This is a genomic window from Agromyces capsici, from assembly GCF_058349965.1.
The window spans coordinates 600,556-623,084 of sequence record NZ_JBYRET010000001.1 but is presented as its reverse complement, the minus strand read 5'-3'; the positions used below and the strand labels follow the sequence as shown (position 1 = coordinate 623,084).

Genomic DNA, 22,529 nt, shown 5'->3' with positions numbered 1-22,529 from the left:
CCCTTGAGGGACCGATCGCGCGCACGCGACTACGGGGTCATTGTCCTCCCGGGCCGTTCGGGCGCGCAATGGCGTCAGCGCGGGCGGCCGTCCCCGGGCTCGGAAGCGTGATCGAGCGAGCCCTGCGAGTCCTCGTGCTCGTGCTCGTGCTCGGCGATGTCGTGCCCGAGGTCGTCCTCGATCAGCAGGTCGCGGCGCACGTTCTCGGAGCGGTAGGCGGCGCGTCCGAGCATGTGCGCGGTCATCGGCTGCGTGAGCAGCTGGAAGGTCATGACGAGCACGACGGTCGAGAGCACGCCCCAGGTCGGCACGCGCAGCACGATCGTGAGCAGCACGACCGCGAGACCGAGCACCTGCGGCTTGGTCGCCGCGTGGAGGCGGGTGAGCACGTCGGGGAAGCGGAGCACGCCGATCCCGGCGGCCATCGACAGGAACCCGCTCAGCAGGATGAGCGCCCCGATGCCGAGCTCCGCGGCGTTCACGAGGCATCCTCCTTCGAGATGAAGCGCGCGATCGCGATCGAGCCCACGATCGCGAACAGCGCCAGCACGAGCATGACGACGAGCGTGTCGGTGTGCCGGTTGATCGCCATCTCGGCGCCGAGGCCGCAGATCGCGATGGCGAGCAGCACGTCGGTCGCGAGCGCCCGGTCGAGGATCGAGGGGCCCGTGATCAGTCGCACGAGGGCGGCGATCGCGCCGATGCCGAACATGACGCCGGCCGCGAGGCCCATGATCACGAGCGGGCTCATGCGTCGTCCTTCCGTTCATCGAGCGGATGGCTCGGCGCGGCCTGTTCGGGCGCGATCTCGCGGGCCACGTGCGGCGGCACCTCGGCGGGCTCGGGCGAGACGGGACGGCTGCTGGTCGCGCGCCGGTGACGGCGGGCCTCGCGGACCGCGGCGGCCTGCTCGCGCGTGCCGATCGCGAGCACGATCCGCTCCTCGGTGCCGAGCACCTGACGCCGGACGTGGTCGAGGTCGTCGGCGTTCCGCGTGCCGAGCGCGTGGAGGTAGAGCAGCCCGCGCTCGCGATCGATGTCGACGACGACCGTGCCGGGCACCACCGAGATCGCCTCGGCGGTGAGCGTCGTGACGAGGTCGGATCGCGTGAGCAGCTGCACGGCGATGATCGCGTTCGTGGGCTTCCACCCCGGCCACACGGCGCGGAACGCGACCTGGATGGACGCCCGCACCACGTCGAACATCATGCGGAGGCCGAGCAGGAGGCCGCGCCACGGGTCGAATCGGCCGCTCAGCAGCACGGGCGGAAGGTAGAGCGTGCGCGTGACCGCGATGGCCAGCACGATCCCGGTGGTGATCGTGAGCACGTCGACGTGGTCCCAGAGGAACACCCAGAGCACGACGAGGCCGACGAGCAGGGGCGCCTGGCGCCACACGGCCTGCCATCGGGTGAGCTCGCTCATCGTCCCACCCCCTCGGGGAAGACCAGCGAGACGTACGTGCCCGGGTCGCGGAGGTTCTCGGCCGCGCGGCCGGAGAGCTCGTACAGCGGGCCGGCGAACACCGTGAGCGCCACGGTCAGCGCGACCATGGCCGCCGTGGCGGCCAGCATCATGATCGGGGTCGTGCGGGTCTCGACCATGGTCGCGCCCGCGGGGGCCTCCTGCACTGAGTCGATGAGGCGGGAGCGGTACCCCTCGAGCTCGCCGCGCGGGCGCCAGAACGCGAGGTTCCAGAACCGGGCGAGCGCGTACAGGGTGACGAGCGAGGTTGCGGCGCCGACCGCCACGACGACCCAGATCAGCCAGTCGGGACCGGTCGCCGAGGTGCCGAGGGTCTCGGTCGCGGTCGTGCCGTCCGCGGCATCCGCCCCGGCGATGAACAGGCCCACCTTGCCGAGGAAGCCCGAGAACGGAGGAATGCCGCCGAGGTTCATCGCCGGCACGAAGAACAGGATGGCGAGCAGCGGCGACGCACGACGGAGCCCGCCGAGGCGCGTGATCGACGTCGACCCGCCGAACCGCTCGATGAGGCCCGTCGTGAGGAACAGCGTGGTCTGGACGCTGATGTGGTGGATCACGTAGTAGATCGTGGCGGCGAGGCCGGCGACGCTCGCGAGGCCGATGCCGAAGATCATGTAGCCGATGTGGCTGACGAGCGTGAACGACAGCAGTCGCTTGATGTCGGCCTGCGTGAGCGCGCCGAGGATGCCGACCGCCATCGTCAGCCCGCCGATGACGAGGAACAGCGTCGTGAGGTCGCTCTCGGGGAAGAGCACGGTCTCGGTGCGGATGATCGCGTAGACGCCGACCTTCGTGAGCAGGCCCGCGAACACCGCCGTGACCGGGGCGGGCGCGGTCGGGTACGAGTCGGGCAGCCAGAAGGAGAGCGGGAAGACCGCCGCCTTGATGCCGAACGCGATGAGCAGCAGCAGGTGCAGGATCAGCTGGATGTCCTGCGGGAGTTCGGCGAGACGCACCGAGAGCTGCGCGATGTTCGCGGTGCCCGTGGCGCCGTAGACCAGCGCGATCGCGCTGAGGAAGAAGAGCGACGACACGAGGCTCACGATGATGTACGTCACGCCCGCGCGGATCCGCTCGCCCGTGCCGCCGAGCGTGAGGAGAACGTAGCTCGCCGAGAGCAGGATCTCGAAGCCGACGTAGAGGTTGAAGAGGTCGCCCGCGATGAAGGCGTTGAAGACGCCCGCCGAGAGGATCAGGTACGCCGGGTGGAAGATCGACACCGGCGTCTCGCGATGCTGGTCGGCGATGCCCTGGCCGACGGCGTAGACGAGCACCCCGAGCAGCATGAGCGCCGAGATGATGATCATGATCGCCGAGAGCCGGTCGACGACGAGCACGATGCCGAACGGCGGCGGCCACGCGCCGACCGCCACGACGATGCCCGCGTCGGCCCCGTCGACCTCGGCGAGCAGCACCGCGGCGATCACCGCGACGGCGGCCAGCACGCCCGTCGACACCGCCATCTGCGCGCGCAGGCGCCGGCCGAGGATCAGCGCTGTCGCCGCGCCGAGCAGCGGCAGCAGCACCATCAGGGGCACGAGGGCCTGGTTCACGGGCGACCACCATCCTCGTCGCTCGCGTCGAGCACCTCCTGGATGGCGCGCTCGTCGGCCGCGGAGCTGCGGATGAGGTCGGCGGCCTCCTCGGCGTCCTCGACCATCTCGTCCTCGTCGCCGATGAGGTCGCCGGCCTCGCCGAGCTGCGCGAGCCACCAGCTGCGGTAGATCAGGGCGAGCATGAACGCGGTGATGCCGAGGTTGATCACGATGGCGGTGAGGATGAAGGCCTGGGGGAGCGGGTCGGAGAGCTCGGCGGGATCGACGCCGTCGGCGAGGATCGGCGCGAGCCCGGGTTCGCCGCCCATGGTGAACATGAAGAGGTTCACGCCGTTCCCGACGAGCAGGAACCCGATGAGCACGCGCGTGAGGCTGCGCTCGAGCATCACGGCGATGCCCGAGCCGAAGAGCACGGCGGCGACGATCACGAGCGTCAGCGAGGCGGTCATGCGCGCACCTCCGCGGGGTCCTCGGCGACGGACTCGGGGCCGGCCTCGTCGATCTGGCGGTCGATCTCGGCACCGAGCGTGCGGAGGATGTCGAGCACCAGGCCCACCACCACGAGGTACACGCCGATGTCGAACAGCGTCGAGGTGCCGATCGAGATGGTGCCGAGCACGGGCACCTCGGCCTCGAACCAGCTCGACTCGAACACGGTCAGGCCGAAGACCAGCGAGGATGCCGCGGTGCCGGCGGCGAGGAACAGGCCCGTGCCGAGCAGCGCGCCCGCATCGACGGGTGCCGCCTCGCCGAGTTCGTACCGTCCGCCGGCGAGGTAGCGCGCGACCAGCGCGAGCCCTGCGACGAGGCCGCCCGCGAAGCCGCCGCCGGGTGCGTTGTGGCCGACGAAGAGCAGGAACACCGAGACGACGATCGCGGGGTGGAACAGCAGCCGCACGAGCACCTCGACGAGGATGGAGCGATTGCGCGGCGAGATGGTGCGACCCGCCAGCAGCCAGGTCTGCCGGGTCGAGGCGGCCTCCGCCGCGGCATCCGTCTCGTGCTCGACGTCGGCGAGCCGGCGTCGGGCCGACCGCATGCTGTCGGCCTGCTCGGGCAGTGGCCGCAGCCGCTCGCGTCGCCCGCCGGCCCCCTCGAGCCTCGGAGCGCCGCCCTGTCGGCCCGACACGAAGATGAGGCTGGCGACGCCCGTCGCGACCGCGACGAGCACCGAGATCTCGCCGAGCGTGTCCCACGCGCGGAGGTCGACCAGGAGCGCGTTCACGATGTTCTTCGCGTGCGCCTCGATGGCGAGCGGCGTCAGGCCCTCGGCGATGCTCGGCGCCGTCCGTGCGCCGAGCGCGACGACGCCGACGACCGCCATGACCGCGCCGGCGAGCACCCCGATCGCGATCCGGACGGGGGCGCGCACGACCGCGCGGCGCGTGGTGACGCGGCGGGGGAGCCGGCGCAGCACCAGCACGACCACGACGATCGTGATGGTCTCGACGAGCGCCTGCGTGAGGGCGAGGTCGGGCGCACCCGCCATGCCGAACACGAGCACCATGCCGTACCCGGTCGCGCCGACGAGCAGGACCGCCGCGATGCGCTGCCGCATGGCGACGGCCGAGACCGCGGCGACCACCATCGTGAGGCCCACCAGCGGCTGCGCGGGGCCGTCGGCGAGCCGGATGTCGGCGGGCCACGTGTCGTTCATCAGGACGGCGCCGCCGAGCCCGAGGATGAACACCGCGACGATCGTCGCGAGGTAGCCGGGCAGTCCGCCCGACTGGATGAAGCTCGTGAGCCGTGCCGCGCCGCGGTCGACGGCGCTGACGAGGTGGACGTAGCCGCGCGCCGCCTCGATCGTGTCGGGAACGGCGGCCTGCAGTCGCGCGACCACAGTGCGGCCCCAGACGAGCACGGCGCCCACGCCGAACACGAGCGCCGAGACCGCGAGCGCGGGCTCGAGTCCGTGCCAGAGCGCGAGGTGGTAGTCGTCGGGGCCGGGCAGCGTCGCCGCGTAGGTCGCGAGCAGCGGCTCGACCGCGGCCGTCGCGAACGCGGTGACGAGCGATGCCGCGGCGAGCAGACCGGGAGCGAGCGACATGAGCGCGGGCTCGCGGTGGAGCTCGACCGGTGCGACGTCGGGTCGTGTCCCGAACGCGCCCCACACGAAGCGCACGCTGTATGCCACGGTGAGCATGGAACCGAGCACGGCGGCGATGAGCGACATGCACGCCCAGGGCGCGCCGGCGGCGCCGGCTTCGAGCTGGGCGGTGAACACCGCCTCCTTGGCGACGAAGCCGAGCAGCGGCGGCACGCCCGCCATCGAGGCCGCCGCGACGGTCGTGAAGGCGGCGAGCCACGGCATCCGGCGTCCCAGGCCAGACAGCTTCCGCCAGTCGCGCGTGCCCGTGGCGTGGTCGACGATGCCCACGGTGAGGAACAGCGCCGCCTTGAACAGCGCGTGCGCGAGCAGCAGCGCGGTGCCCGCGAGCGCCGCGTCGCGCGTGCCCAGGCCGACGACCATCACGAGGAAGCCCAGCTGGCTGACCGTGCCGTAGGCCAGCAGCAGCTTCAGGTCGGTCTGCCGGAGGGCGCGCCATCCGCCGACCAGCATGGTGAACCCGCCGATGCCGACGACGATCGGATGCCACACCGCGAGCTCCGCGTAACCGGGGGCGAGCAGCGCGACGAGGTACACGCCGGCCTTCACCATCGCGGCCGCGTGCAGGTACGCCGAGACCGGGGTCGGCGCGGCCATCGCCGCGGGGAGCCAGAAGTGGAACGGCACGAGCGCGCTCTTCGAGATCGCGCCGACGAGGACGAGCGCGATGCCCACCTCGCCCGCGACGCCGGTCACCGGGTTCGCGACGAGCTCGGAGATCGAGGTGGTGCCACCGGCGACCGCGAGGATCACGATGCCGACGAGCATCGCGAGACCGCCGAAGGTCGTCACGGTGAGCGCCTGCAGCGCGGCGCCGCGCGCCTCGCGCTTGCCTGCGTCGTGCCCGATGAGCAGGTACGACAGCACGCTCGTGGCCTCCCAGAACGTGAACAGCACGTACACATCGTCGGCGGTGACGAGGCCGAGCATGACGCCCGCGAACGCGAGGAGGAGCGCCGCGAACCGGCCGAGCGAGGGCTCGTCGTCGCGGAAGTACCACGTGCAGTACAGCAGCACGAGCGCGCCGATGCCCGTGACGATCAGCGCGAGCAGCAACGAGAGCGCGTCGAGGCGGAAGGACAGCGCGATGTCGAGTGCGCGGATCCACTCGATGCGCTCGACCAGCACCTCGCCGCCCGCGACCGCGGGGACGAGCGTGAGGAGCCACGCGAAGACCGCGGTGGGCACGATCGCGACGACGGGGAAGATGCGGCGGCCGAGGGGCCTCGCGGCGAACGGCGTGACCAGGGCCACTGCGGCGAACGCCACGAGGGAGAAGATCATCCGTTCTCCCATCGCCCACGTATCGTCAGTCCGGCATCCAGTCTATCGGGGCGGTGGCGGCGATCCGGTTGACCGGTCCCCGAGGCGGCCGAGCGGTCGACCGGATGCCGCGGGGCCGGCGGATGCGAGGATGGCCCCATGCCGATCCTCATCCAGCCGGCCGAGCTCGCCGCCCGACTCGAGGCGGGCGTGGTGCCGACCGTCGTGCTCGACGTGCGCTGGACGCTCGCCGAGCCCGACGGCCGCAGCGCATTCCGCTCCGGGCATGTGCCGGATGCGGTCTACGTCGACCTCGACACCGAGCTGGCCGATCACGACGTGGAGGGCGAGGGGCGCCATCCACTGCCGACCGAGAGGGCGTTCACCGCGGCCATGCGTCGTTGGGGCCTCCGCCAGGGCGACACCGCCGTGGTCATGGACGACGCCGGCGGCACCTCGGCGGCGCGGGCCTGGTGGCTGCTCCGGCATGCCGGGTTCGCGGACGTGCGGATCCTCGACGGCGGGCTCGCGGCCTGGCGCGAGGCCGGCCTGCCCCTCGCGACGGGCGACGTGGAGCCCGAGCCCGGCGACGCGACCGCGCACTTCGGCGCGATGCCGGTCGTCGACCTCGACGAGGCCGACGCGCTCGCCTCGGCCGAGGGCGGCGTGCTGCTCGACTCGCGCGCGGGCGAGCGCTACCGCGGCGAGGTCGAGCCGATCGACCCGCGCGCCGGGCACATCCCGGGCGCGGTCTCGGCGCCGACCGTCGACAACCTCGGGCCCGACGGCCGGTTCCTCGCCGCCGACGCGCTCCGGAGCCGGTTCCTCGCGCTGGGGGTCGACGGCGCCCACCCCGTCGCCGCCTACTGCGGTTCGGGGGTGACCGCCGCCCACCAGGTGGCGGCGCTCGCGATCGCGGGCATCGACGCGGCGCTCTACCCCGGCTCGTTCAGCCAGTGGTCGAACCGGATCGACCGGCCGGTCGCGACCGGGCCGCTGCCCGAGGGCGGCGGCCTCACGCCTCCGTCGGCCGGTGGCCCATGGCGATGAGCGTCGTGACGTCGACCGACGCCACCTCGCGGGCCTCGAGCTCGGCGAGGTAGCGCTCGCGCACCCCGTCGAGCGCCTCCTCGTCGAGCTCGCCGAGCATCGCGCGGAAGCCGGTGCCGACCGCGATCCGCCACGCCAGCTCGGGCGTGAGGTCGAGGTGCCGCGGCACGGCCTCCGCGCGCACGTCGACGAGGCCGCGCTCGGTGAACCAGTGCGCGAAGCTGCCTGCGGTCTCGGCCCCGTCGATCGTGGGCCGGGCCGCGTCATCGACCGCTGGCACGCCGTCGCCGTCGCCGTCGGCCGGCAGCGCCGCCGCGAGCACCTCGCCGAGCGGTTCGAGCGCGCCGTGGGCCCACGCGGTGACCGCCACCCGGCCGCCCGGCCGCGCGCACTCCACGAGATGACGCATGCCGAGATCGACGTCGTCGAAGGAGGAGATGCCGAGCGTGCACTGCACGAGGTCGTAGCCCGTGTACGGCCACGCGGCCGGATCACCGACGTGCGGCCGCAGCTGCGGCATCCGCTCGCCCGCGCGCTCGCGCAGCAGGTCGATCATCGCCTCGGAGCGATCGACCGCGTCGACGACGCCGCCGGGCCCCACCAGCTCGGCGGCCGGCAGCGCCGTCGCGCCGACGCGCGCGCACGCGTCGAGCACCCGCTCGTCGAATCGCGGACCCGACCGGAGCACGGTCGCCCGCCCGATCGGATCCCACAGCTGCTCGTCCAGTTCCGCGAACGCGTCCGCGGACTCCACCCCTGCCCCGACATCCCCCATGTGCACATTCTCGGCGTCACCGGCGGATTCGAGAAGACTCAGGGAATCGAGACACGGATCGTGCAGACTGGTCCCTCGACCTCGCATCCGATCGAAACGAGAATCCCCACCATGAACCGTGCCCTCCGCCGCGGCGCGCCCATCGCCCTCGCGTCCGTGACCGCCCTGCTCCTCGTCGGCTGCGCGGGCAGCGGCTCCGACCCCGAGCCGACCGCCACCGACGAGGCCGCCGCCTGCCTCGAGGTCGAGGCCGGCGAGCAGAGCGACGCGATCGAGGTCACGGGCGACTTCGGCACCGCGGTCGAGGCGAGCTTCAAGACGCCGCTCGAGGCCGAGGACCTGCAGCGCACCGTCGACATCGAGGGCGACGGCGACGAGACCACGACGGGCGACGAGGTCTCCGCGGTCGTCACCGCGTTCTCCGGCACGTCGGGCGAGCAGGTGTTCTCGCAGCCCGCGTCGCTGACCGTGGGCGACGGCTCGCTCTACGAGGGCTTCCTCGCGGGCGTCGACTGCGTCGCGGTCGGCTCGCGCGTCGTCACGGTCGCGCCCGCGTCGGCGGTCTACGGCGACCAGGGCAACGAGGGCATCGGCGTCGCGCCGGGCGAGACGCTCGTCATCGTGACCGACGTACAGGAGATCGTCGAGGCCGAGGACCTCCCCACGCCGGGCGAGTGGACCGAGAACGTGCCCGAGGTGCAGTTCAACGGCGAGGAGCCGCCGACCGTCACGATCCCCGACGCCGAGCCGTCCACCGAGCTCCTCGTGAAGGTGATCGAGGAGGGCGACGGCGCCGAGGTGCAGCCCGGCGACACCGTCACCCTGCACTACCAGGGCCTCAACTGGGCGACGAAGGAGATCTTCGACCAGAGCTACGGCAAGGACGCGGCGCGCTTCGGCACCGGCGACGTGATCCCCGGCTTCGGCGGCGCGCTCGTCGGCCAGACGGTCGGCACCAAGCTCATCGTCACGATCCCGCCGGCCCTCGGCTACGGCGAGCAGGAGTCCGCGAACGGCCTCGGCGGGCAGACGCTCGTCTTCGTCGTCGAGATCCAGGACACCGAGTCGGCCGACGCCGAGTAGGCGGCGTCCCGCTCGGCGGGCACCGTTCCGGCCCGCCGCTTCGGGCCTTCCAGCTCCGGGTCTACAGGAGAAACGCAGATGTGCAGGACCGGATCTCGGATCCGGGCCTGCACATCGTGCATTCTCCTGTGAACCGGCGGCAGCAGCGGGCAGCGGCACCGGCACCGCATGGCGCAGGCCCGGCGCGGATGGCGCGGGGACGGCGGATGGCACGCGGCCGGCGGGTCAGCCGACGGGCGACTCGAGGCGCAGGCGAGCGGATGCCGCGACGGCGTCGAGCTCGGACGCGATGAGGTCGAACGTGTCGTACTCGCGGATCCGCGTCGCCATCGCACGCGCGCGGTCGCGGTACGTGCGGTCGGCGAGCACCTCGTCGACCGCCTTCGCGACGGCGGACGCCGTGGGCGTGCCCGTCCGCAGGTTCACGCCCACTCCCGACCACTGCACGCGCATCGACACCTCGGGCTTGTCCTCGGTGTCGCCGGCGGCGACGATCGGCACGCCGTGGCTGAGGGCGTACTGCGTGCCGCCGAAGCCGGCGTTGGTCACGAACACGTCGGTCTTCGGCAGCAGCCGGTCGTAGGGGAGGAACTCGGCCGCGCGGGCGTTCCCCGGCAGCTCGCCGAGCTCCACGATCGGGCGTCCGCCGGTCGCGACGACGACGAGCACGTCGCGGTCGGCGAGGGCGTCCAGCGTCGGGCGCACGAGCCGGCCGAAGTCCGTGTTGTCGATCGTGCCCTGGGTGACGTGCACGACCGGTCGGTCGCCGTCGAGCTCGCCCCACCAGTCCGGCAGGGCGGCGCCGGTCGGTGCGGGCGGCAGCACGGTGCCGACGAAGCGCACGTTGGGGCTGAGGTCGCTGCGCGGGTACTCGAACTCGGCGGGCGAGAGCTGCAGGTAGCGGTCGCACTTGCGGGTCGAGTCGAACACGAACGTGTCGAGTTCGGGCCGCCCGAGCTCGCGCATGATCCGCTGCGCGAGCGCCTGCGTCTTCCGGAAGACCACCTTCGTCACGAGCGCGTTCAGCACGCGGTTGCGCAGTCGCCCGGCCGCGCCGGGAGCGGGCGCGAGGCCGAAGCCGGCTGGGGCGGTGTCGACGCTGAGCTGCACGAGCGGGATGACGCCGACGCCGACGATCGGCGGACGCGACGCCGGGTCGTCGAGCAGCAGCGGGACGATCCCGGCGAACGCGCCCTCGGCGAGGATCGCGTCGGGCGCGAGGTCGGCGATCGCCCGCTCGACCGCGCGGAACTGGTCGGGCACAGGGCGCACGAACATCGTCTGCACGTCGTACTCGAGCTTGGCGATGCCGCGATGGCGATCGCGGTCGGGCAGGTGCTCGTGCATCACGCGGTCGTCGTAGTCGGCGATGCCGGCGAGTGCGCGGTGCGCGGCACCGGCCGCCTCGATGGCGTCGCGGAAGCGCGAGCCGGTGAGCACGGTGACGTCGTGGCCGCGGGAGACGAGGTCGCGCGCGATGGCGATGACGGGCGCGACGTGGCCCTGGATGGGGCTCGCGCAGAGGAGGTACGTCGACATGGGATGGGTCTTCCGAGGTGGTCCTGGGTCGTCGCCCGTGGGCGGCGATCGCGCACGCCGGGCGGCGGCACGACGGCGAAGCTACGGCCGCGGGACCCGCGCCGACAAGGCTTCCAGCGCGGAATCAGGGATATCCCCGCCGGTATTCAGGGCAGACCCCGAGACTCGGGAATGTCCCGGTCAAACGGGATGTTGTACCTGTATCCGGGAGCGGAGACTCCGCACCCGGCGAATGGAGGACACGTGGGCATCAGCTACGTCGAGTTCGAGGACGAAGCCGGGATCCTGCGTCGCTACCGCAAGCACGTCAACGGCCGCGGCCTCGTGGCCACGACCGCGAAGGTGGACCCGACGGCGTTCGTCGACCCGACCGCCTACGTCGACCCCGGCGCGGAGGTGCAGCGCGGTGCGACCATCTCGCACGGCGCCTGGGTCGAAGCCGACGCGATCGTCGCCGAGAAGGCGACCGTCGGCGTGAACGCACGCGTCGGCCGCGGTGCCGTCATCGGCCGCTTCGCGGTCATCGGCCCGTACGCGGCCGTCGGCGCGGGCGCGCGCGTGCAGAACGGCGCGCGCGTGCCGCGAGAGGCGCACGTCGCCGAGGGCGGCGAGCACCGCGCGTCGGGCGACGACCTGCGCCGGCTCGGCCTCGCGGCCTGAGCCGCGCGACACCGGTCGCGAACCGCAACGGATGCCCCGGGCACGCGCCCGGGGCATCGTCATGTCCGCCGAGGGGCTGACGTACCGGCCCGCGGCTGCGAGGATCGGGACATGTCGAACACGCTCGAGCCGCGGCATCCGTCGAACGCACCGGACTGGTGGAAGTCGGCTGTGGTGTACCAGGTGTATCCCCGAAGCTTCCAGGACTCCGACGGCGACGGCGTCGGCGATCTGCGCGGCATCCTGAACCGGCTCGACCACCTCGAACGGCTCGGCGTCGACGTGGTGTGGCTCTCGCCGATCTACCGGTCGCCGCAGGCCGACAACGGGTACGACATCAGCGACTACCAGGACATCGACCCCGCGTTCGGCACGCTCGCCGACTTCGACGAGCTGCTGGCGGCGATGCATGCGCGCGGCCTCCGGCTCGTGATGGACCTCGTCGTGAACCACACGTCCGACGAGCACCCGTGGTTCGTCGCGTCGCGCTCGAGCCGCGACGACCCGAAGCGCGACTGGTACTGGTGGCGTCCGCCGCGGCCGGGCACCCACGGCGGCGACCCCGGCGCCGAGCCGACCAACTGGGAGTCGTTCTTCTCCGGTCCGACGTGGGAGTGGGACGAGGCGACGGGCGAGTACTACCTGCACCTGTTCGACCCGAAGCAGCCCGACCTCAACTGGGAGAACCCCGAGGTTCGGCAGTCCGTGTACGACATGATGCGGTGGTGGCTCGACCGCGGCGTCGACGGCTTCCGGATGGACGTCATCAACCTCATCTCGAAGCACCCGCACCTGCCCGACGGGCCGGTCCGCGACGGGCGTCGGTACGGCGACGGCGGCGCGTCGTACGTGAACGGGCCGCGGCTGCACGAGTTCCTGCAGGAGATGCACCGCGAGGTGTTCGACGGCCGCGAGGGCCTCATCACGGTCGGCGAGACGCCCGGTGCGACGGTCGACGACGCCATCCTGTTCACCGATCCGGCCCGCCGCGAGGTCGACATGGTGTTCCAGTTCGAGCACGTGGGCCTCGACCACGGCATGACGAAATTCCGCCCGCGGCCGCTCGCGCCCGGTGAGCTCGCGGCATCCCTCGCCAAGTGGCAGGACGGCCTGCACGAGACCGGCTGGAACAGCCTCTACCTCGAGAACCACGACCAGCCGCGCTCGGTGAGCCGCTTCGGCGACGCCGAGGCGCACTGGTACTCGTCGGCCACCGCGCTCGCGACCATGCTGCACCTCATGCGCGGCACGCCCTACGTGTACCAGGGGCAGGAGCTCGGCATGACGAACGCGCCCTTCTCGGTGATCGACGAGTACCGCGACGTCGAGTCGCTGAACGCGTACGCCGACGAGGTGGCGAGCGGCACGGCCGTCGCCGATGCGCTCTACGGGCTCAGCCTCATGAGCCGCGACCACGCGCGGACCCCGGTGCAGTGGGATGCCTCGCCGAACGCGGGCTTCACGACCGGCACGCCGTGGCTCGCGGTCAACCCCAACCACGACCGCATCAACGCCGCCGCCCAGGTCGGCGACCCGGGCTCAGTCTTCGAGTACTACCGCGCGCTCATCGCGCTGCGGCACGAGCGGCCGGTCGTCGCGCACGGCGACTTCGTGCGGGCGGATGCCGCGCACCCGGCGATCTTCGCCTACGAGCGTGTGCACGGGGCGGAGCGGCTGCTGGTCGTGGTGAACCTGTCGTCGGCCGAGCACGTCCCGGTGTTCGGGGCGGATGTCGCGGGCCGCTGGAGCACGGAGGCCGGCGCCGAGGGCGACGTGCCGATCCTGACCAACACGCTGCCCGAGGCGCCCGCCCCGTTCGACGCGCCGCTCGCGCCGTGGGAGGCGCGCGTCTACGCCGCGGGCGACTGACCCGCGGCGCACACGCGCGTCCGCGCCGGCGGGGCCGCCGGCCGGCTCAGCCGCGCGGCGGCATCGCGCCGCCGCCCTGCCCGCCGCCCATGCCGCCCGAGACCTGCTCGCCGGCCACGGCCGAGCCGACGGTCGTGCCATCCGCGGTCACGGTGTAGGCCTCGCCGTTCACCAGGTCGGGCGTCGACACGGCGAGGGTCGCCGCGGCCTTCGTCGTGGTGATCGTGGCGACGACGGTGCCGTCGGGCGCGGTCACCTCGAGCCGGGTGCCCGCCGCCACGTTCGACGAGAGCGTCACGAGCACCGACGCCTGCGCGGCATCCGCGCCGGGCGCCATCGCCATGCCGTTCGAGCCGGCGGCGACGAGCGTGCCGCCGCTGATGTCGAACGCGCCGTCGTAGTCGAGCGCGCCGTTGTTCTGCGCCGTGGGGCCGTTCACGACCACGGTGCCGCCCGACATCGCGATCGACCCGTTCACGTCGATGCCGTCGCCGTCGGCGTCCACCGCGAGCTCGCCGCCGCCGATCTCGAGCGCGCTGCCGGCGTTGACGCCGTCGTCGGAGGCCACGACCGAGGTGGTGCCCCCGGCGATCGAGACGGATGCCGCCTCGAGGCCCTCGTACGAGCCGGTCACGTCGATCGTGCCGCCCGAGACGCTGAGCGCGACCTCGGCGTGCACGCCGTCGTCGCCGCTCGCGAGCGCGAGCTCGCCGTTCGCGAGGTGGACGGTGTCGTCGCTGTGCACCGCGTCCTCGGCGGCGTCGACCGCGACCGAACCGCCGTCGACGATCACCGCGACCGCGCCCTTCAGCCCCTTGGCCGACGCGTCGGCCGCGACGCTCGAGCCGGCACCGCCGCCCGCGGTGACGTCGAGCGTGCCGCCCCAGACGATCACGTCGGTCGCGGCATCCAGCCCGTCGCCGCCGGCGTCGATCGTGACCGTGCCGCCCGACATCGCGAGGTAGCCGCGGTCGGCCTCCTCGGCGTTGTCGGCCTTGAGTCCGTCGCCACCGGCGGTCACGGCGATCGTGCCGCCCGTGATCATGACCTCGTCCTTGCCGCGGATGCCGTCGTCGGCCGCGTCGACCGTGATGTCGCCGCCCGAGATCGTCAGGCCGTCCTTCGACGCGATGCCGTCGTTGCCGTTGCCCTGCACCGTGAGCGCACCGCCGCCGGTGATCTCGAGGTCGGCCGAGCTGAACAGCGCGGCGTTCACGTCGGCATCCTCGGCGGAGTTCGAGGTGTCGGCGAGCGAGCTGGTGCTGCCGTCGGCGAGCACGACCTGCACGCGCTCGGCGCTCGTGACGGCGAGCGCCGCGGTCGTGTCGCTCGTGATGTCGACGCCGTCGAGGATGATGCGCACGAGCTCGGCGTCGGCGGTGTCGACGACCACCTGTCCGGCGAGCTCGCCGGAGAGCCGGTACGTGCCGGCGGCCGTGATGGTGACGGTGTCGCCGTCGACGCTCACGCCGCTCGTGCCATCCGTCACCGAGGCCGTGTCGCCGTCGAGCGAGATCGCGACCTCGGAGGCCGCGTCCCACGTGTCGTCGCCGTCCTCGCCGGGCGGGGTCTCGTTCTGGGCCATCGCCTCGGCGGCGGTGACGCCGGGGTCGACGGATGCCGCGGACGCGACCGACACGGTCGAATCGGCGGTGTCGGAGCCGGCGTCCGAGCTGGTGGTCGTCGCCGTGCAGCCGGCGAACACGAGCGAGCCGGCGAGTAGCACGGGAGCGACGCGTGCGGCGGCGAGCCACGGGCGTCGGCGACCGCCGGTCGTGGCGGAGCCGGTGCGGTCGTCGTCGGCGGGGCGGGGGAAGCGGAACGGGGTCATGGTCGTGGTCCTCTCGGGGTTGTCGTGGTCTCGGGGTGGTCGTGGTTTCGGGGTGTCGTGGTTGGTCTGCGTCAGCCGGCCCGACGAGCCGGCCGGCTCAGCCGAGCGGTTCGGTGACCGCCGCGCGAAAGTGCCGGTCGAGCACGCGCGACCAGCGGTTGGCGGGCAGGCCCGGCCGGATGGCGGCCAGCCCGGTGGCGTACTTCGAGACGCGCATCGGCCGGTGCCCGGCGGCCCAGAGCGCGCGGTCGACCGCGCCCGCCTGGAAGCCGGACTTCGTCTCGACGATCGCCGAGCCCGGGGTGCGCAGCACGCGCCCGACCTGTCCGTCGACGCCGCGGTCGATCCAGGCGAGGTCGACGTCGATGGTCGCGCGGCTCGCCGGCCGGCCGGGCTCGGCCGGCAGCAGCAGCGTCGCGCGACGGTACGCCGTCGTGAGCACGGGGTCGAGGCTCGCCCGCCCCAGCTCGCCGACGCCGGCCTCGGCGAGCACGTGGTCGGCGTAGGCGCGTGCGTCGCCCGAGAGCGCCGCGGTCGCGCCGGGGTCGACGGCGATGCGGTCCTTGACGGTGAGGGCGCGCCCGCCACGGGTCTTCACCTCGAGGAAGCTCGCCTCGGAGTCGACATACGACCGCGTGCGGATCTTGAAGCGACGCCGCCTGGCGTGCGCCGCGAGCCGGAAGCTCGTGAGCTCGGGGGTGTCGAAGTACACCGACTCGTACGAGCTGGCGCGGTTGCCGTCGAGGTCGAGCACGCGCACCCCGTCGGGGAGGTGCTCGATCAACTCGGGCAGGGCCGCGATCGGCAGCATGTACTTGCGGTCGACGCGGGTCTGCAGCTCGGCCTCGGCATTGAGCTGCTCGAGGTCGACGGCGTCGAGGTCGTCGAGTCCGCGAAGGGCCTGGGGCGTGACGGATGCCGCGTGGCGCGCGATCATCGTCCCGCTCCCTCGAATCGCGCGGTGCCGGCCGGGGTGCCGGCCGGGGCGCCGAGGGCGTCGATCGACGCGCGGGAGCCGACCGGGAGCGGCGCGGTCGACGCGTCGACCTCGAGCTGCCGTGCAGGGCGCCGCCCCGCGGCATCCGCTCGCCCGCTCCTCGGCACCTCGTATCGGACCGTCACCGTCGTGGAGTCGTTCACGAGGTCGAGCTGGTCGACGCGCGTCGAGCGGATGCGGCCGCCGAGCAGGACCCCGAGGTGCTCGTGCAGCTCGGGCTCGTCTGAGATCGCGCGGTCGAGCACGAGCTGCTGCTGGCGAGTGCGCCGGAACAGCGCGGGGTGATCCCCGATCGCGAGCACGGCGAGCACGAGCGCCATGAGCCCGATCGTCAGCCAGCCGAACGACGCGCCGAGCCCGCCGAGCAGGCCGATCGCGAGCGCCGCGAAGTAGTACGCGACCTCGTGCTGCTCGATCTCGCTCGAGCGCAGCCGGATGATCGACAGCACGCCGAACAGGCCCAGGCCGAGGCCGGCGCCGATCGTGCTGCTGCCGAGCACGAGCGCGACGGCGAGCACGCCGACGTTGACCGTCAGGTACGCGACGACGAGGTCGCGCCGCCGGTGGCGTGGGAAGTAGAGGGCGAAGACGAGCAGGGCGACCGCGACGAGGTCGGCGGCGATGAGGAGGGTCTGATCCATGTGGGGGGCTCCGAACGTGTGCTGGGAGCTCCCATCCAGCCCGACCGGCCGAGGCGGGCCCTATGCCGATCCGATGACGTTCCTATGAGCGCCATGCGGGTCGGCTGGCAGATGCGACGAGGCGCCCCGGGCCGGGCCCGGGGCGCCTCGTGCTGCGGATGCGCCGATCAGTCGTCGGCGCCGTCCGCGTCATCGTCGTCGTCCGCGTCGTCGTCCTCGACCGCGACGACGTCGAAGTTCTCGTCGAGCGAGACCTCGACGTACGTCCCGGAGTCGAGCTTCACGTCGACCTCGTACGCGACGGCGCGGTCGCCCTCGCGGTCGTCCTCGCGGTCGGCGTCGACGACCTCACCCTCGCCGGTCTCGGCGAGCGCGGCATCCGTCGCCTTCTCGAGGTCGGCGCCCGTGAGCTGGTCGTCCTCGCGCTCGGTGCCCTGCGACGAGCCGGCGGGCTCCTCGGTCTCGAAGCCGTCGGTCGCGGCGTACGCGATCGCGGTGCCGCCGAGCGCGAGCACTCCGGCGGCCGCGGCGGACGTGATCCAGATGGTGCGCTTCTTCATGGTCGTGCCTCCCGTTCGAATGGTTCGCCACCAGACTCGCGGGAGGGTGCTGAAGCCAGCCTGAAGCGTCCTGAACGCGCCTTCAGGTGGTCGTCATCCGGCCGGTCGAAGGGTGACGGATGCCGCGGCCGGCAGCTCCACGCGCAGCCTCGCGCCGCCCGACGGGGCGTCCTCCACGTGCGCCTCGCCGCCGTGCGCGCGCGCGATCTCGCGGACGATGGACAGGCCGAGCCCGCTGCCGCCGGTGTCGCGGGCGCGGGCGTCGTCGAGCCGCACGAACCGCTCGAACACGCGATCGCGCTCGGCGGGCGGGATGCCGTCGCCGTCGTCGTCGACCGTGATCACGGCGGTCGCGATGCCACCGTCACCGTCGCCGTCGACCGGGGCGACCGCCAGGGCGAGCCTCGTGCGCGCGTGCCGCGCCGCATTGTCGACGAGGTTGCGTGCGAGCTGCGCGAGCAGCGCCGCATCCCCTCGGACCCGGGTCGCGTGCACGCCGCTCGTATCGACCGCGATCGACGAGGCGCCGCGCACGCGTCGCGCCTCCTCGAGGAGCAGGTCGTCGAGGTCGACGTCCGCCGCGTCGGGACGCAGCGCGCCCTCGTCGGCGCGCGCCAGCACGAGCATGCCCTGCACGAGCCGTTCGAGCCGCCCGCCCTCCTCGAGCACGACCTCGCCGAGCTCCTGCTCGCCGACGCGCTCGGGGTGGTCGCGGGCGAGTTCGGCGTACTGGCGAAGGGTGGCGAGCGGCGACTTCAGCTCGTGCGAGGCATCCGAGATGAACCGACGCTGGGTCACCTGCGCCGCCTCGAGCCGGCCGAGCATGCCGTTGAGGGTGTGCGCGAGGCGCGCGATCTCGTCGCCGGTTTCCGGCTCGTCGAGCCGCTCGGCGAGCGTGGTCGCGGTGACCGTATCGACCTGGCGTCGCATGCGCTCCACCGGCGCGAGTGCGCGCCCGACCACGAGCCAGGTCGTGAGCGCGACGAGCGCGACCAGCAGCGGCACCGAGACGGCGAGCAGACGCGCGACGGTGCCGAGCGTCTCGTCCACGGGCTCGGTGCTGCGCCCGACGATCACGGCCAGGTCGTCGTCGCCCTCCTCGGCGTCCTCCCGGGCGAACACGTAGGTCTCGTCATCGACGCGCAGGCTCGCGCCGTCGCGGAGGTCCGCGGCAGTGCGGGGCGCGTCCTCGCTCGCGGCGACGATCCCGCCGCCGGCATCGACGACGAGGACGATCCGGTCGTCGTCGAGCTCGCCGAGATCGCCGAGCGAGGCCGTGCCGCCCGCTTCGATCTGCGACGCCAGCGCCGCGGCATCCTGCTCGGCCGAGGCTCGCACCCCGTCGAGGAGCGAGGCGCGCAGCACGAACCAGAAGACCGCGGCCCCGAGCATGAGCGCGACCGCGACGACGGATGCCGCGGCGAGCGTGATCCGCCCGCGGACCCCCCTGCGGCGGCGGCGCGAGTCCGTGGCATCCGCTCGGCCGGTGGACTCAGCCACCGTCCACCGCCAGCCGGTAGCCCGCGCCGCGCAGCGTCTGGATGCCCTCGCGCGCGAACGGCCGGTCGACCTTGTTGCGCAGGTGCCGGATGTACACCTCGACGATGTTCGGGTCGCCGTCGAAGTCGAAGTCCCAGACGCCCTCGAGGATCTCGCGCTTGGACACGACCTCGCCCGCGCGGCGCATGAGGAACTCGAGCACCGCGAACTCGCGTGCCGTGAGCTCCACCGCGGTGTCGCCGCGACGCACCGCGCGGGTGGCGGGGTCGAGCTCGAGGTCGCCCGCGGACAGCACGGCGGGCCGCGGCGCGGCGCCGCGCCGGATCAGCGCCCGCACCCGGGCCACGAGCACCGCGAACGAGAACGGCTTGGTGAGGTAGTCGTCGGCGCCCGTGTCGAGCGCCTCGACCTGGTCCCAGTCGCCGTCCTTCGCGGTGAGCATGAGCACCGGCGTCCAGTCGTCGGCCTCGCGGAGGGCGCGGCACACGAGGTAGCCGTTCATCCCCGGCAGCATGATGTCGAGCAGGATCGCGGCGTACCGGTTCTCACGGGCGAGCCAGAGCCCGTCGGTGCCGTTCGCGGCGACGTCGACCGCGAACCCCTCGGCCTCGAGCCCGCGCTTGAGCCCCTCGGCGAGGCGCGTCTCGTCCTCGACCACCAGCAGCCGCATCGATCACCATCCTCCGCTGGGGCCATCCTGTCGGACTCGCGCTGAAGCGCCGCTGAAGCGCGCGGCACCGCCCGCCCACTTCCCCGCCGACTGTTTCCGTATATCGCGAGCTGTACCGGTCGGACGGGAACCGTCGAGCCGAACGGAAACAGTCGGTAGGCCGGTAGGCCGGTAGGCCGGTCGGCCGGGACGGTGGGTCAGGCGGCGAGGCGCTCGGCGAGCAGCTCGAGCGTGCGGACCCGGCCGGGCGCGGCATCCACCGGCTCGTCGGCCCGCGAGCCCGCGACAGGGGCGAGCATGACCTCGTCGATCCCGTGCCGCTCGGCCAGAGCGCGCACGGCCGACGCCGCGGCATCCGCCTCGCCGATCACCCACCGAGGGCGCATGCGCGCGATGACCTCGTCGACGTCGGAGTCGCGCGGCGCGGCGAGCGCCTCGTCGACGGTCTCGAGGGGGCGCATCGGCCGGTTCAGTCGCAGGCGTGCCATCGAGCGCAGCTGGGGGAGCGCGCGCTCGTCCGCCTCGTCGGCCGTCTCGGCGACGACGGCGTTCAGCGTCAGGATCGTCTGCGGGGCCGGATGCCGCTCGCTCGGCGTGTACTCGGAGCGGTACAGCTCGAGCGCCCGCTCGAGCCCCTCGCCCGAGAAGTGGTTCGCGAACACGTACGGCAGGCCCAGCTCCGCCGCGAGCCGCGCCGAGTAGTCGGAGCTGCCGAGCAGCCACAGCTCGGGCACCCCGGCGGCGGCGGGGGTGGCCTGGATCGGGTACTCGCGACCGCTCGTGAGGCGCAGGGTCGCGCCATCCGGCGACAGCATCGCCAGGATGTCGGCGACGTGGTCGGGGAAGCGGTCGACGTCGGCCGTCGGCCCCGAGATGCGCAGCAGCTGCGTGATCACCGGGTCGCTGCCCGGAGCGCGACCGATGCCGAGGTCGATGCGGCCGGGCGCGAGCGCCTCGAGCGCCGCGAACTGCTCGGCGACGACCAGCGGCGCGTGGTTGGGCAGCATCACGCCGCCCGAGCCGACGCGGATCCGCTCGGTGCGAGCCGCGGTCGCGGCGATGAGCACGGGCGGCGTCGTCGAGGCCACCGCGGGCATGTTGTGGTGCTCGGCGAACCAGTAGCGCGTGAAGCCGAGGCGGTCGGCGACCCGGGCGAGGGCGACGGATGCCGCGACCGCATCGGCCGACGACTGGCCGCTCCGCACGGGCACGAGATCCAACACGGACAGACGTGGCGAGGAAGACATCCCTCATCGCAACCGGGCCGGTCGGCGGACTATTCCGGAGGGCCCGGAACGCGGGATAACCCTGAGGCGAACGGCGGGATGGTCCTGATCCCCGAGGCCGGCCATCCGAATTGGATGGAACCCGTCGTGAGCGCCCCCGGACACCCGGGCGGCCGTCGGAACCAGGCATCACCCGCCGCCCGGCCCGCGACCCCCACGCACTCCGAGAGGACCACCCATGAACTCCCTTGCCTTCGACACCGCCGCGCTCTCACTGCGCGAAGCGTTCGCCATGCTCGCCGAGCGCCTCGACGGCCGGCTCGTGCTCCCCGGCGACGCCGAGTGGGACACCGCCCGCGCGGCCTGGAACCTCGCCGTCGACCAGCGGCCCGCCGCCGTCGTCATCGCCGCGTCGCCCGCCGACATCGCCCGCACCGTGCGCGCCGCGCGCGAGATGGGCCTCGCCGTCGCGCCGCAGGGCACCGGGCACAACGCCGCGCCGCTCACCGAGAGCGGCGGCCTGGCCGACGCGATCCTGCTGAAGACGCACGAGCTCCGCGCGGTCGAGGTGCGCCCGACCCAGCGCATCGCTCGCGTGGAGGCCGGCGCGCTGTGGAGCGACGTGGTCGCCGCCACCGCGCCGCACGGGCTCGCCGCGCTCGCCGGATCGTCGCACGACGTGGGCGTGGTCGGCTACACGCTCGGGGGAGGCGTCTCGTTCCTCGGTCGCCAGCACGGCCTCGCCGCGAACCACGTCGTCGCCGTCGAGCTCGTGACCGCCGACGGCGAGTTCCGCCGCGTCGACGCCGACCACGACGCCGAGCTGTTCTGGGCGGTGCGCGGCGGCGGCGGCGACTTCGGCGTCGTGACCGCGATCGAGTTCGGGCTGTTCGAGATCGACCAGGTCGTGGCGGGCACGCTGTTCTTCCCGATCGACCGGGCCGGTGAGGTGCTCGAGACGTGGGCCGAGTGGACCCGGTCCGTGCCCGACACGGTCACGTCCGTCGGCCGGGTGCTGCGCTTCCCGCCGATGCCGGAACTGCCGCCCTTCCTGTCGGACCGGTCGTTCGTGGTCGTCGAGGCCGTGATCCAGGAGTCGCCCACCCGGGCCGACGAACTCGTCGCTCCGCTGCGCGCCCTGGGCGCCGAGATCGACACCATCCACCCGCAGGCGCCCGCCGAGCTGCTGCAGCTGCACATGGACCCGCCCGGGCCCACCCCCGGCCACGGCGACGCCATGATGCTCGCGGACCTCCCGGCCGAGGCCGTGCGCGCCTTCGTCGACGCGGTCGGCCCCGACGCCGACACCGCGCTGCTCTCGGCCGAGATCCGCCACCTCGGCGGCGCGTTCGAGCCGGCCGCCGCGGTCGAGCTGGCCGCGGAGGCCGGACTTCCGGCACCGGGCGCGATCGCCGGGCTCGAGGGTCGCTACCTCGTCTTCGCCGTCGGCATCGCCGTGCCCGAGACCATGGAGTCCGTCGTCGCGTCGCTCGGCCGGCTGCTCTCTCGCATCGAACCGTGGCGCGCTCCGACCGAGTACCTCAACTTCGTCGAGCGTCCCGCAACGGGCGAGCACTTCTTCGGCGACGACGGCCGGCTCGCCCGCCTGCGTGCGCTGAAGGCCGCGATCGACCCCACGGGGGTCATCCGCTCGAACCACCCGGTGCGCCGCTGAGGCGGCACGCCCGTGCGGCGAGCGGAGGCGCCATCCGCT

Annotated in this window: 20 protein-coding genes; 5 read left to right on the top strand and 15 right to left on the bottom strand. The window is 73.2% G+C overall.

What is annotated here, in order from left to right; genetic code table 11:
• Positions 1-74 precede the first annotated feature (74 nt).
• From mnhG to AC3RKB_RS03045, 6 genes are read right to left on the bottom strand one after another with little or no spacing between them, the layout of a single operon-like run.
• A complete protein-coding gene (gene mnhG, locus AC3RKB_RS03070; RefSeq protein ID WP_491434508.1) occupies positions 75-482 on the bottom strand; it encodes a monovalent cation/H(+) antiporter subunit G in 408 nt (135 codons plus the stop codon).
• Positions 479-751, bottom strand: coding sequence for an MrpF/PhaF family protein (locus AC3RKB_RS03065; RefSeq protein ID WP_491434507.1), 273 nt, complete (start codon positions 749-751; stop codon positions 479-481). Before AC3RKB_RS03065 ends, mnhG begins: the two co-directional genes overlap by 4 nt.
• Positions 748-1,425: a Na+/H+ antiporter subunit E gene (locus AC3RKB_RS03060; protein WP_491434506.1), complete on the bottom strand. Its 678-nt coding sequence runs from the start codon at positions 1,423-1,425 to the stop codon at positions 748-750. The genes AC3RKB_RS03065 and AC3RKB_RS03060 overlap by 4 nt, the downstream gene beginning before the upstream one ends.
• Positions 1,422-3,014 (bottom strand): Na+/H+ antiporter subunit D, encoded by a 1,593-nt coding sequence (locus tag AC3RKB_RS03055; RefSeq protein ID WP_491436737.1) that lies wholly within the window; start codon positions 3,012-3,014, stop codon positions 1,422-1,424. The genes AC3RKB_RS03060 and AC3RKB_RS03055 overlap by 4 nt, the downstream gene beginning before the upstream one ends.
• A 20-nt stretch (positions 3,015-3,034) precedes the next feature.
• Positions 3,035-3,490, bottom strand: coding sequence for a sodium:proton antiporter (locus AC3RKB_RS03050; RefSeq protein WP_491434505.1), 456 nt, complete (start codon positions 3,488-3,490; stop codon positions 3,035-3,037).
• Positions 3,487-6,435 (bottom strand): Na+/H+ antiporter subunit A, encoded by a 2,949-nt coding sequence (locus AC3RKB_RS03045; protein WP_491434504.1) that lies wholly within the window; start codon positions 6,433-6,435, stop codon positions 3,487-3,489. Before AC3RKB_RS03045 ends, AC3RKB_RS03050 begins: the two co-directional genes overlap by 4 nt.
• A gap of 138 nt (positions 6,436-6,573) precedes the next feature.
• On the opposite strand from AC3RKB_RS03045, the gene AC3RKB_RS03040 reads away from it, so the two are divergent.
• A complete protein-coding gene (locus AC3RKB_RS03040) occupies positions 6,574-7,464 on the top strand; it encodes a sulfurtransferase (protein WP_491434503.1) in 891 nt (296 codons plus the stop codon).
• Here AC3RKB_RS03040 and AC3RKB_RS03035 read toward each other — a convergent pair.
• Entirely contained in the window at positions 7,430-8,239 is an 810-nt protein-coding gene (locus tag AC3RKB_RS03035) for a class I SAM-dependent methyltransferase (RefSeq protein ID WP_491434502.1), read from the bottom strand. The genes AC3RKB_RS03040 and AC3RKB_RS03035 overlap by 35 nt on opposite strands.
• Before the next feature lie 111 nt (positions 8,240-8,350).
• Between AC3RKB_RS03035 and AC3RKB_RS03030 the strand changes: the two genes are divergently transcribed.
• Positions 8,351-9,322, top strand: a complete 972-nt coding sequence (locus tag AC3RKB_RS03030) for an FKBP-type peptidyl-prolyl cis-trans isomerase (RefSeq protein WP_491434501.1) — start codon at positions 8,351-8,353, stop codon at positions 9,320-9,322.
• Between the two features lie 225 nt (positions 9,323-9,547).
• On the opposite strand, the gene AC3RKB_RS03025 is transcribed toward AC3RKB_RS03030, so the two are convergent.
• Positions 9,548-10,861: a glycosyltransferase gene (locus AC3RKB_RS03025; RefSeq protein ID WP_491434500.1), complete on the bottom strand. Its 1,314-nt coding sequence runs from the start codon at positions 10,859-10,861 to the stop codon at positions 9,548-9,550.
• 243 nt (positions 10,862-11,104) lie between these two features.
• On the opposite strand from AC3RKB_RS03025, the gene AC3RKB_RS03020 reads away from it, so the two are divergent.
• Both AC3RKB_RS03020 and AC3RKB_RS03015 read left to right on the top strand, forming a co-directional pair.
• Positions 11,105-11,521, top strand: coding sequence for a transferase (locus tag AC3RKB_RS03020; protein ID WP_491434499.1), 417 nt, complete (start codon positions 11,105-11,107; stop codon positions 11,519-11,521).
• Between the two features lie 111 nt (positions 11,522-11,632).
• Positions 11,633-13,390 (top strand): alpha-glucosidase, encoded by a 1,758-nt coding sequence (locus tag AC3RKB_RS03015; protein WP_491434498.1) that lies wholly within the window; start codon positions 11,633-11,635, stop codon positions 13,388-13,390.
• Positions 13,391-13,436: 46 nt separating this feature from the next.
• Here the strand turns inward: AC3RKB_RS03015 and AC3RKB_RS03010 are convergent, their stop codons facing one another.
• From AC3RKB_RS03010 to AC3RKB_RS02980, 7 genes are all read right to left on the bottom strand, one after another.
• Entirely contained in the window at positions 13,437-15,221 is a 1,785-nt protein-coding gene (locus tag AC3RKB_RS03010) for a carbohydrate-binding domain-containing protein (RefSeq protein WP_491434497.1), read from the bottom strand.
• A gap of 97 nt (positions 15,222-15,318) precedes the next feature.
• On the bottom strand, positions 15,319-16,158 hold the full coding sequence (locus tag AC3RKB_RS03005) for a polyphosphate polymerase domain-containing protein (protein ID WP_491434496.1): 840 nt from the start codon (positions 16,156-16,158) through the stop codon (positions 15,319-15,321).
• A complete protein-coding gene (locus AC3RKB_RS03000) occupies positions 16,155-16,859 on the bottom strand; it encodes a DUF4956 domain-containing protein (protein ID WP_491434495.1) in 705 nt (234 codons plus the stop codon). The genes AC3RKB_RS03005 and AC3RKB_RS03000 overlap by 4 nt, the downstream gene beginning before the upstream one ends.
• A 167-nt stretch (positions 16,860-17,026) precedes the next feature.
• Positions 17,027-17,419 (bottom strand): hypothetical protein, encoded by a 393-nt coding sequence (locus AC3RKB_RS02995; RefSeq protein WP_491434494.1) that lies wholly within the window; start codon positions 17,417-17,419, stop codon positions 17,027-17,029.
• Between the two features lie 93 nt (positions 17,420-17,512).
• On the bottom strand, positions 17,513-18,919 hold the full coding sequence (locus AC3RKB_RS02990) for a sensor histidine kinase (protein ID WP_491434493.1): 1,407 nt from the start codon (positions 18,917-18,919) through the stop codon (positions 17,513-17,515).
• Positions 18,912-19,589: a response regulator transcription factor gene (locus tag AC3RKB_RS02985; RefSeq protein WP_491434492.1), complete on the bottom strand. Its 678-nt coding sequence runs from the start codon at positions 19,587-19,589 to the stop codon at positions 18,912-18,914. The genes AC3RKB_RS02990 and AC3RKB_RS02985 overlap by 8 nt, the downstream gene beginning before the upstream one ends.
• A 197-nt stretch (positions 19,590-19,786) precedes the next feature.
• Positions 19,787-20,836, bottom strand: a complete 1,050-nt coding sequence (locus AC3RKB_RS02980) for an LLM class flavin-dependent oxidoreductase (protein WP_491434491.1) — start codon at positions 20,834-20,836, stop codon at positions 19,787-19,789.
• Positions 20,837-21,053: 217 nt separating this feature from the next.
• Here AC3RKB_RS02980 and AC3RKB_RS02975 point away from each other — a divergent pair, with 217 nt between their 5' ends.
• Positions 21,054-22,490: an FAD-binding oxidoreductase gene (locus AC3RKB_RS02975; RefSeq protein WP_491434490.1), complete on the top strand. Its 1,437-nt coding sequence runs from the start codon at positions 21,054-21,056 to the stop codon at positions 22,488-22,490.
• The last annotated feature ends 39 nt before the right edge of the window (positions 22,491-22,529 follow it).

What these genes read in the sequence shown, in the direction of transcription:
- AC3RKB_RS03060 (WP_491434506.1), bottom strand. Translation starts at nt 1,425, where the DNA reads ATGAGCGAGCTCACCCGATGGCAGGCCGTGTGGCGCCAGGCGCCCCTG.
- AC3RKB_RS03000 (WP_491434495.1), bottom strand. Translation starts at nt 16,859, where the DNA reads ATGGATCAGACCCTCCTCATCGCCGCCGACCTCGTCGCGGTCGCCCTG.
- AC3RKB_RS03050 (WP_491434505.1), bottom strand. Translation starts at nt 3,490, where the DNA reads ATGACCGCCTCGCTGACGCTCGTGATCGTCGCCGCCGTGCTCTTCGGC.
- AC3RKB_RS03045 (WP_491434504.1), bottom strand. Translation starts at nt 6,435, where the DNA reads ATGATCTTCTCCCTCGTGGCGTTCGCCGCAGTGGCCCTGGTCACGCCG.
- AC3RKB_RS02980 (WP_491434491.1), bottom strand. Translation starts at nt 20,836, where the DNA reads ATGTCTTCCTCGCCACGTCTGTCCGTGTTGGATCTCGTGCCCGTGCGG.
- AC3RKB_RS03025 (WP_491434500.1), bottom strand. Translation starts at nt 10,861, where the DNA reads ATGTCGACGTACCTCCTCTGCGCGAGCCCCATCCAGGGCCACGTCGCG.
- AC3RKB_RS03005 (WP_491434496.1), bottom strand. Translation starts at nt 16,158, where the DNA reads ATGATCGCGCGCCACGCGGCATCCGTCACGCCCCAGGCCCTTCGCGGA.
- AC3RKB_RS03040 (WP_491434503.1), top strand. Translation starts at nt 6,574, where the DNA reads ATGCCGATCCTCATCCAGCCGGCCGAGCTCGCCGCCCGACTCGAGGCG.
- AC3RKB_RS03055 (WP_491436737.1), bottom strand. Translation starts at nt 3,014, where the DNA reads ATGGTGCTGCTGCCGCTGCTCGGCGCGGCGACAGCGCTGATCCTCGGC.
- AC3RKB_RS02985 (WP_491434492.1), bottom strand. Translation starts at nt 19,589, where the DNA reads ATGCGGCTGCTGGTGGTCGAGGACGAGACGCGCCTCGCCGAGGGGCTC.
- AC3RKB_RS03065 (WP_491434507.1), bottom strand. Translation starts at nt 751, where the DNA reads ATGAGCCCGCTCGTGATCATGGGCCTCGCGGCCGGCGTCATGTTCGGC.
- AC3RKB_RS03010 (WP_491434497.1), bottom strand. Translation starts at nt 15,221, where the DNA reads ATGACCCCGTTCCGCTTCCCCCGCCCCGCCGACGACGACCGCACCGGC.
- AC3RKB_RS03030 (WP_491434501.1), top strand. Translation starts at nt 8,351, where the DNA reads ATGAACCGTGCCCTCCGCCGCGGCGCGCCCATCGCCCTCGCGTCCGTG.
- AC3RKB_RS02995 (WP_491434494.1), bottom strand. Translation starts at nt 17,419, where the DNA reads ATGAAGAAGCGCACCATCTGGATCACGTCCGCCGCGGCCGCCGGAGTG.
- AC3RKB_RS03015 (WP_491434498.1), top strand. Translation starts at nt 11,633, where the DNA reads ATGTCGAACACGCTCGAGCCGCGGCATCCGTCGAACGCACCGGACTGG.
- AC3RKB_RS02975 (WP_491434490.1), top strand. Translation starts at nt 21,054, where the DNA reads ATGAACTCCCTTGCCTTCGACACCGCCGCGCTCTCACTGCGCGAAGCG.
- AC3RKB_RS03035 (WP_491434502.1), bottom strand. Translation starts at nt 8,239, where the DNA reads ATGGGGGATGTCGGGGCAGGGGTGGAGTCCGCGGACGCGTTCGCGGAA.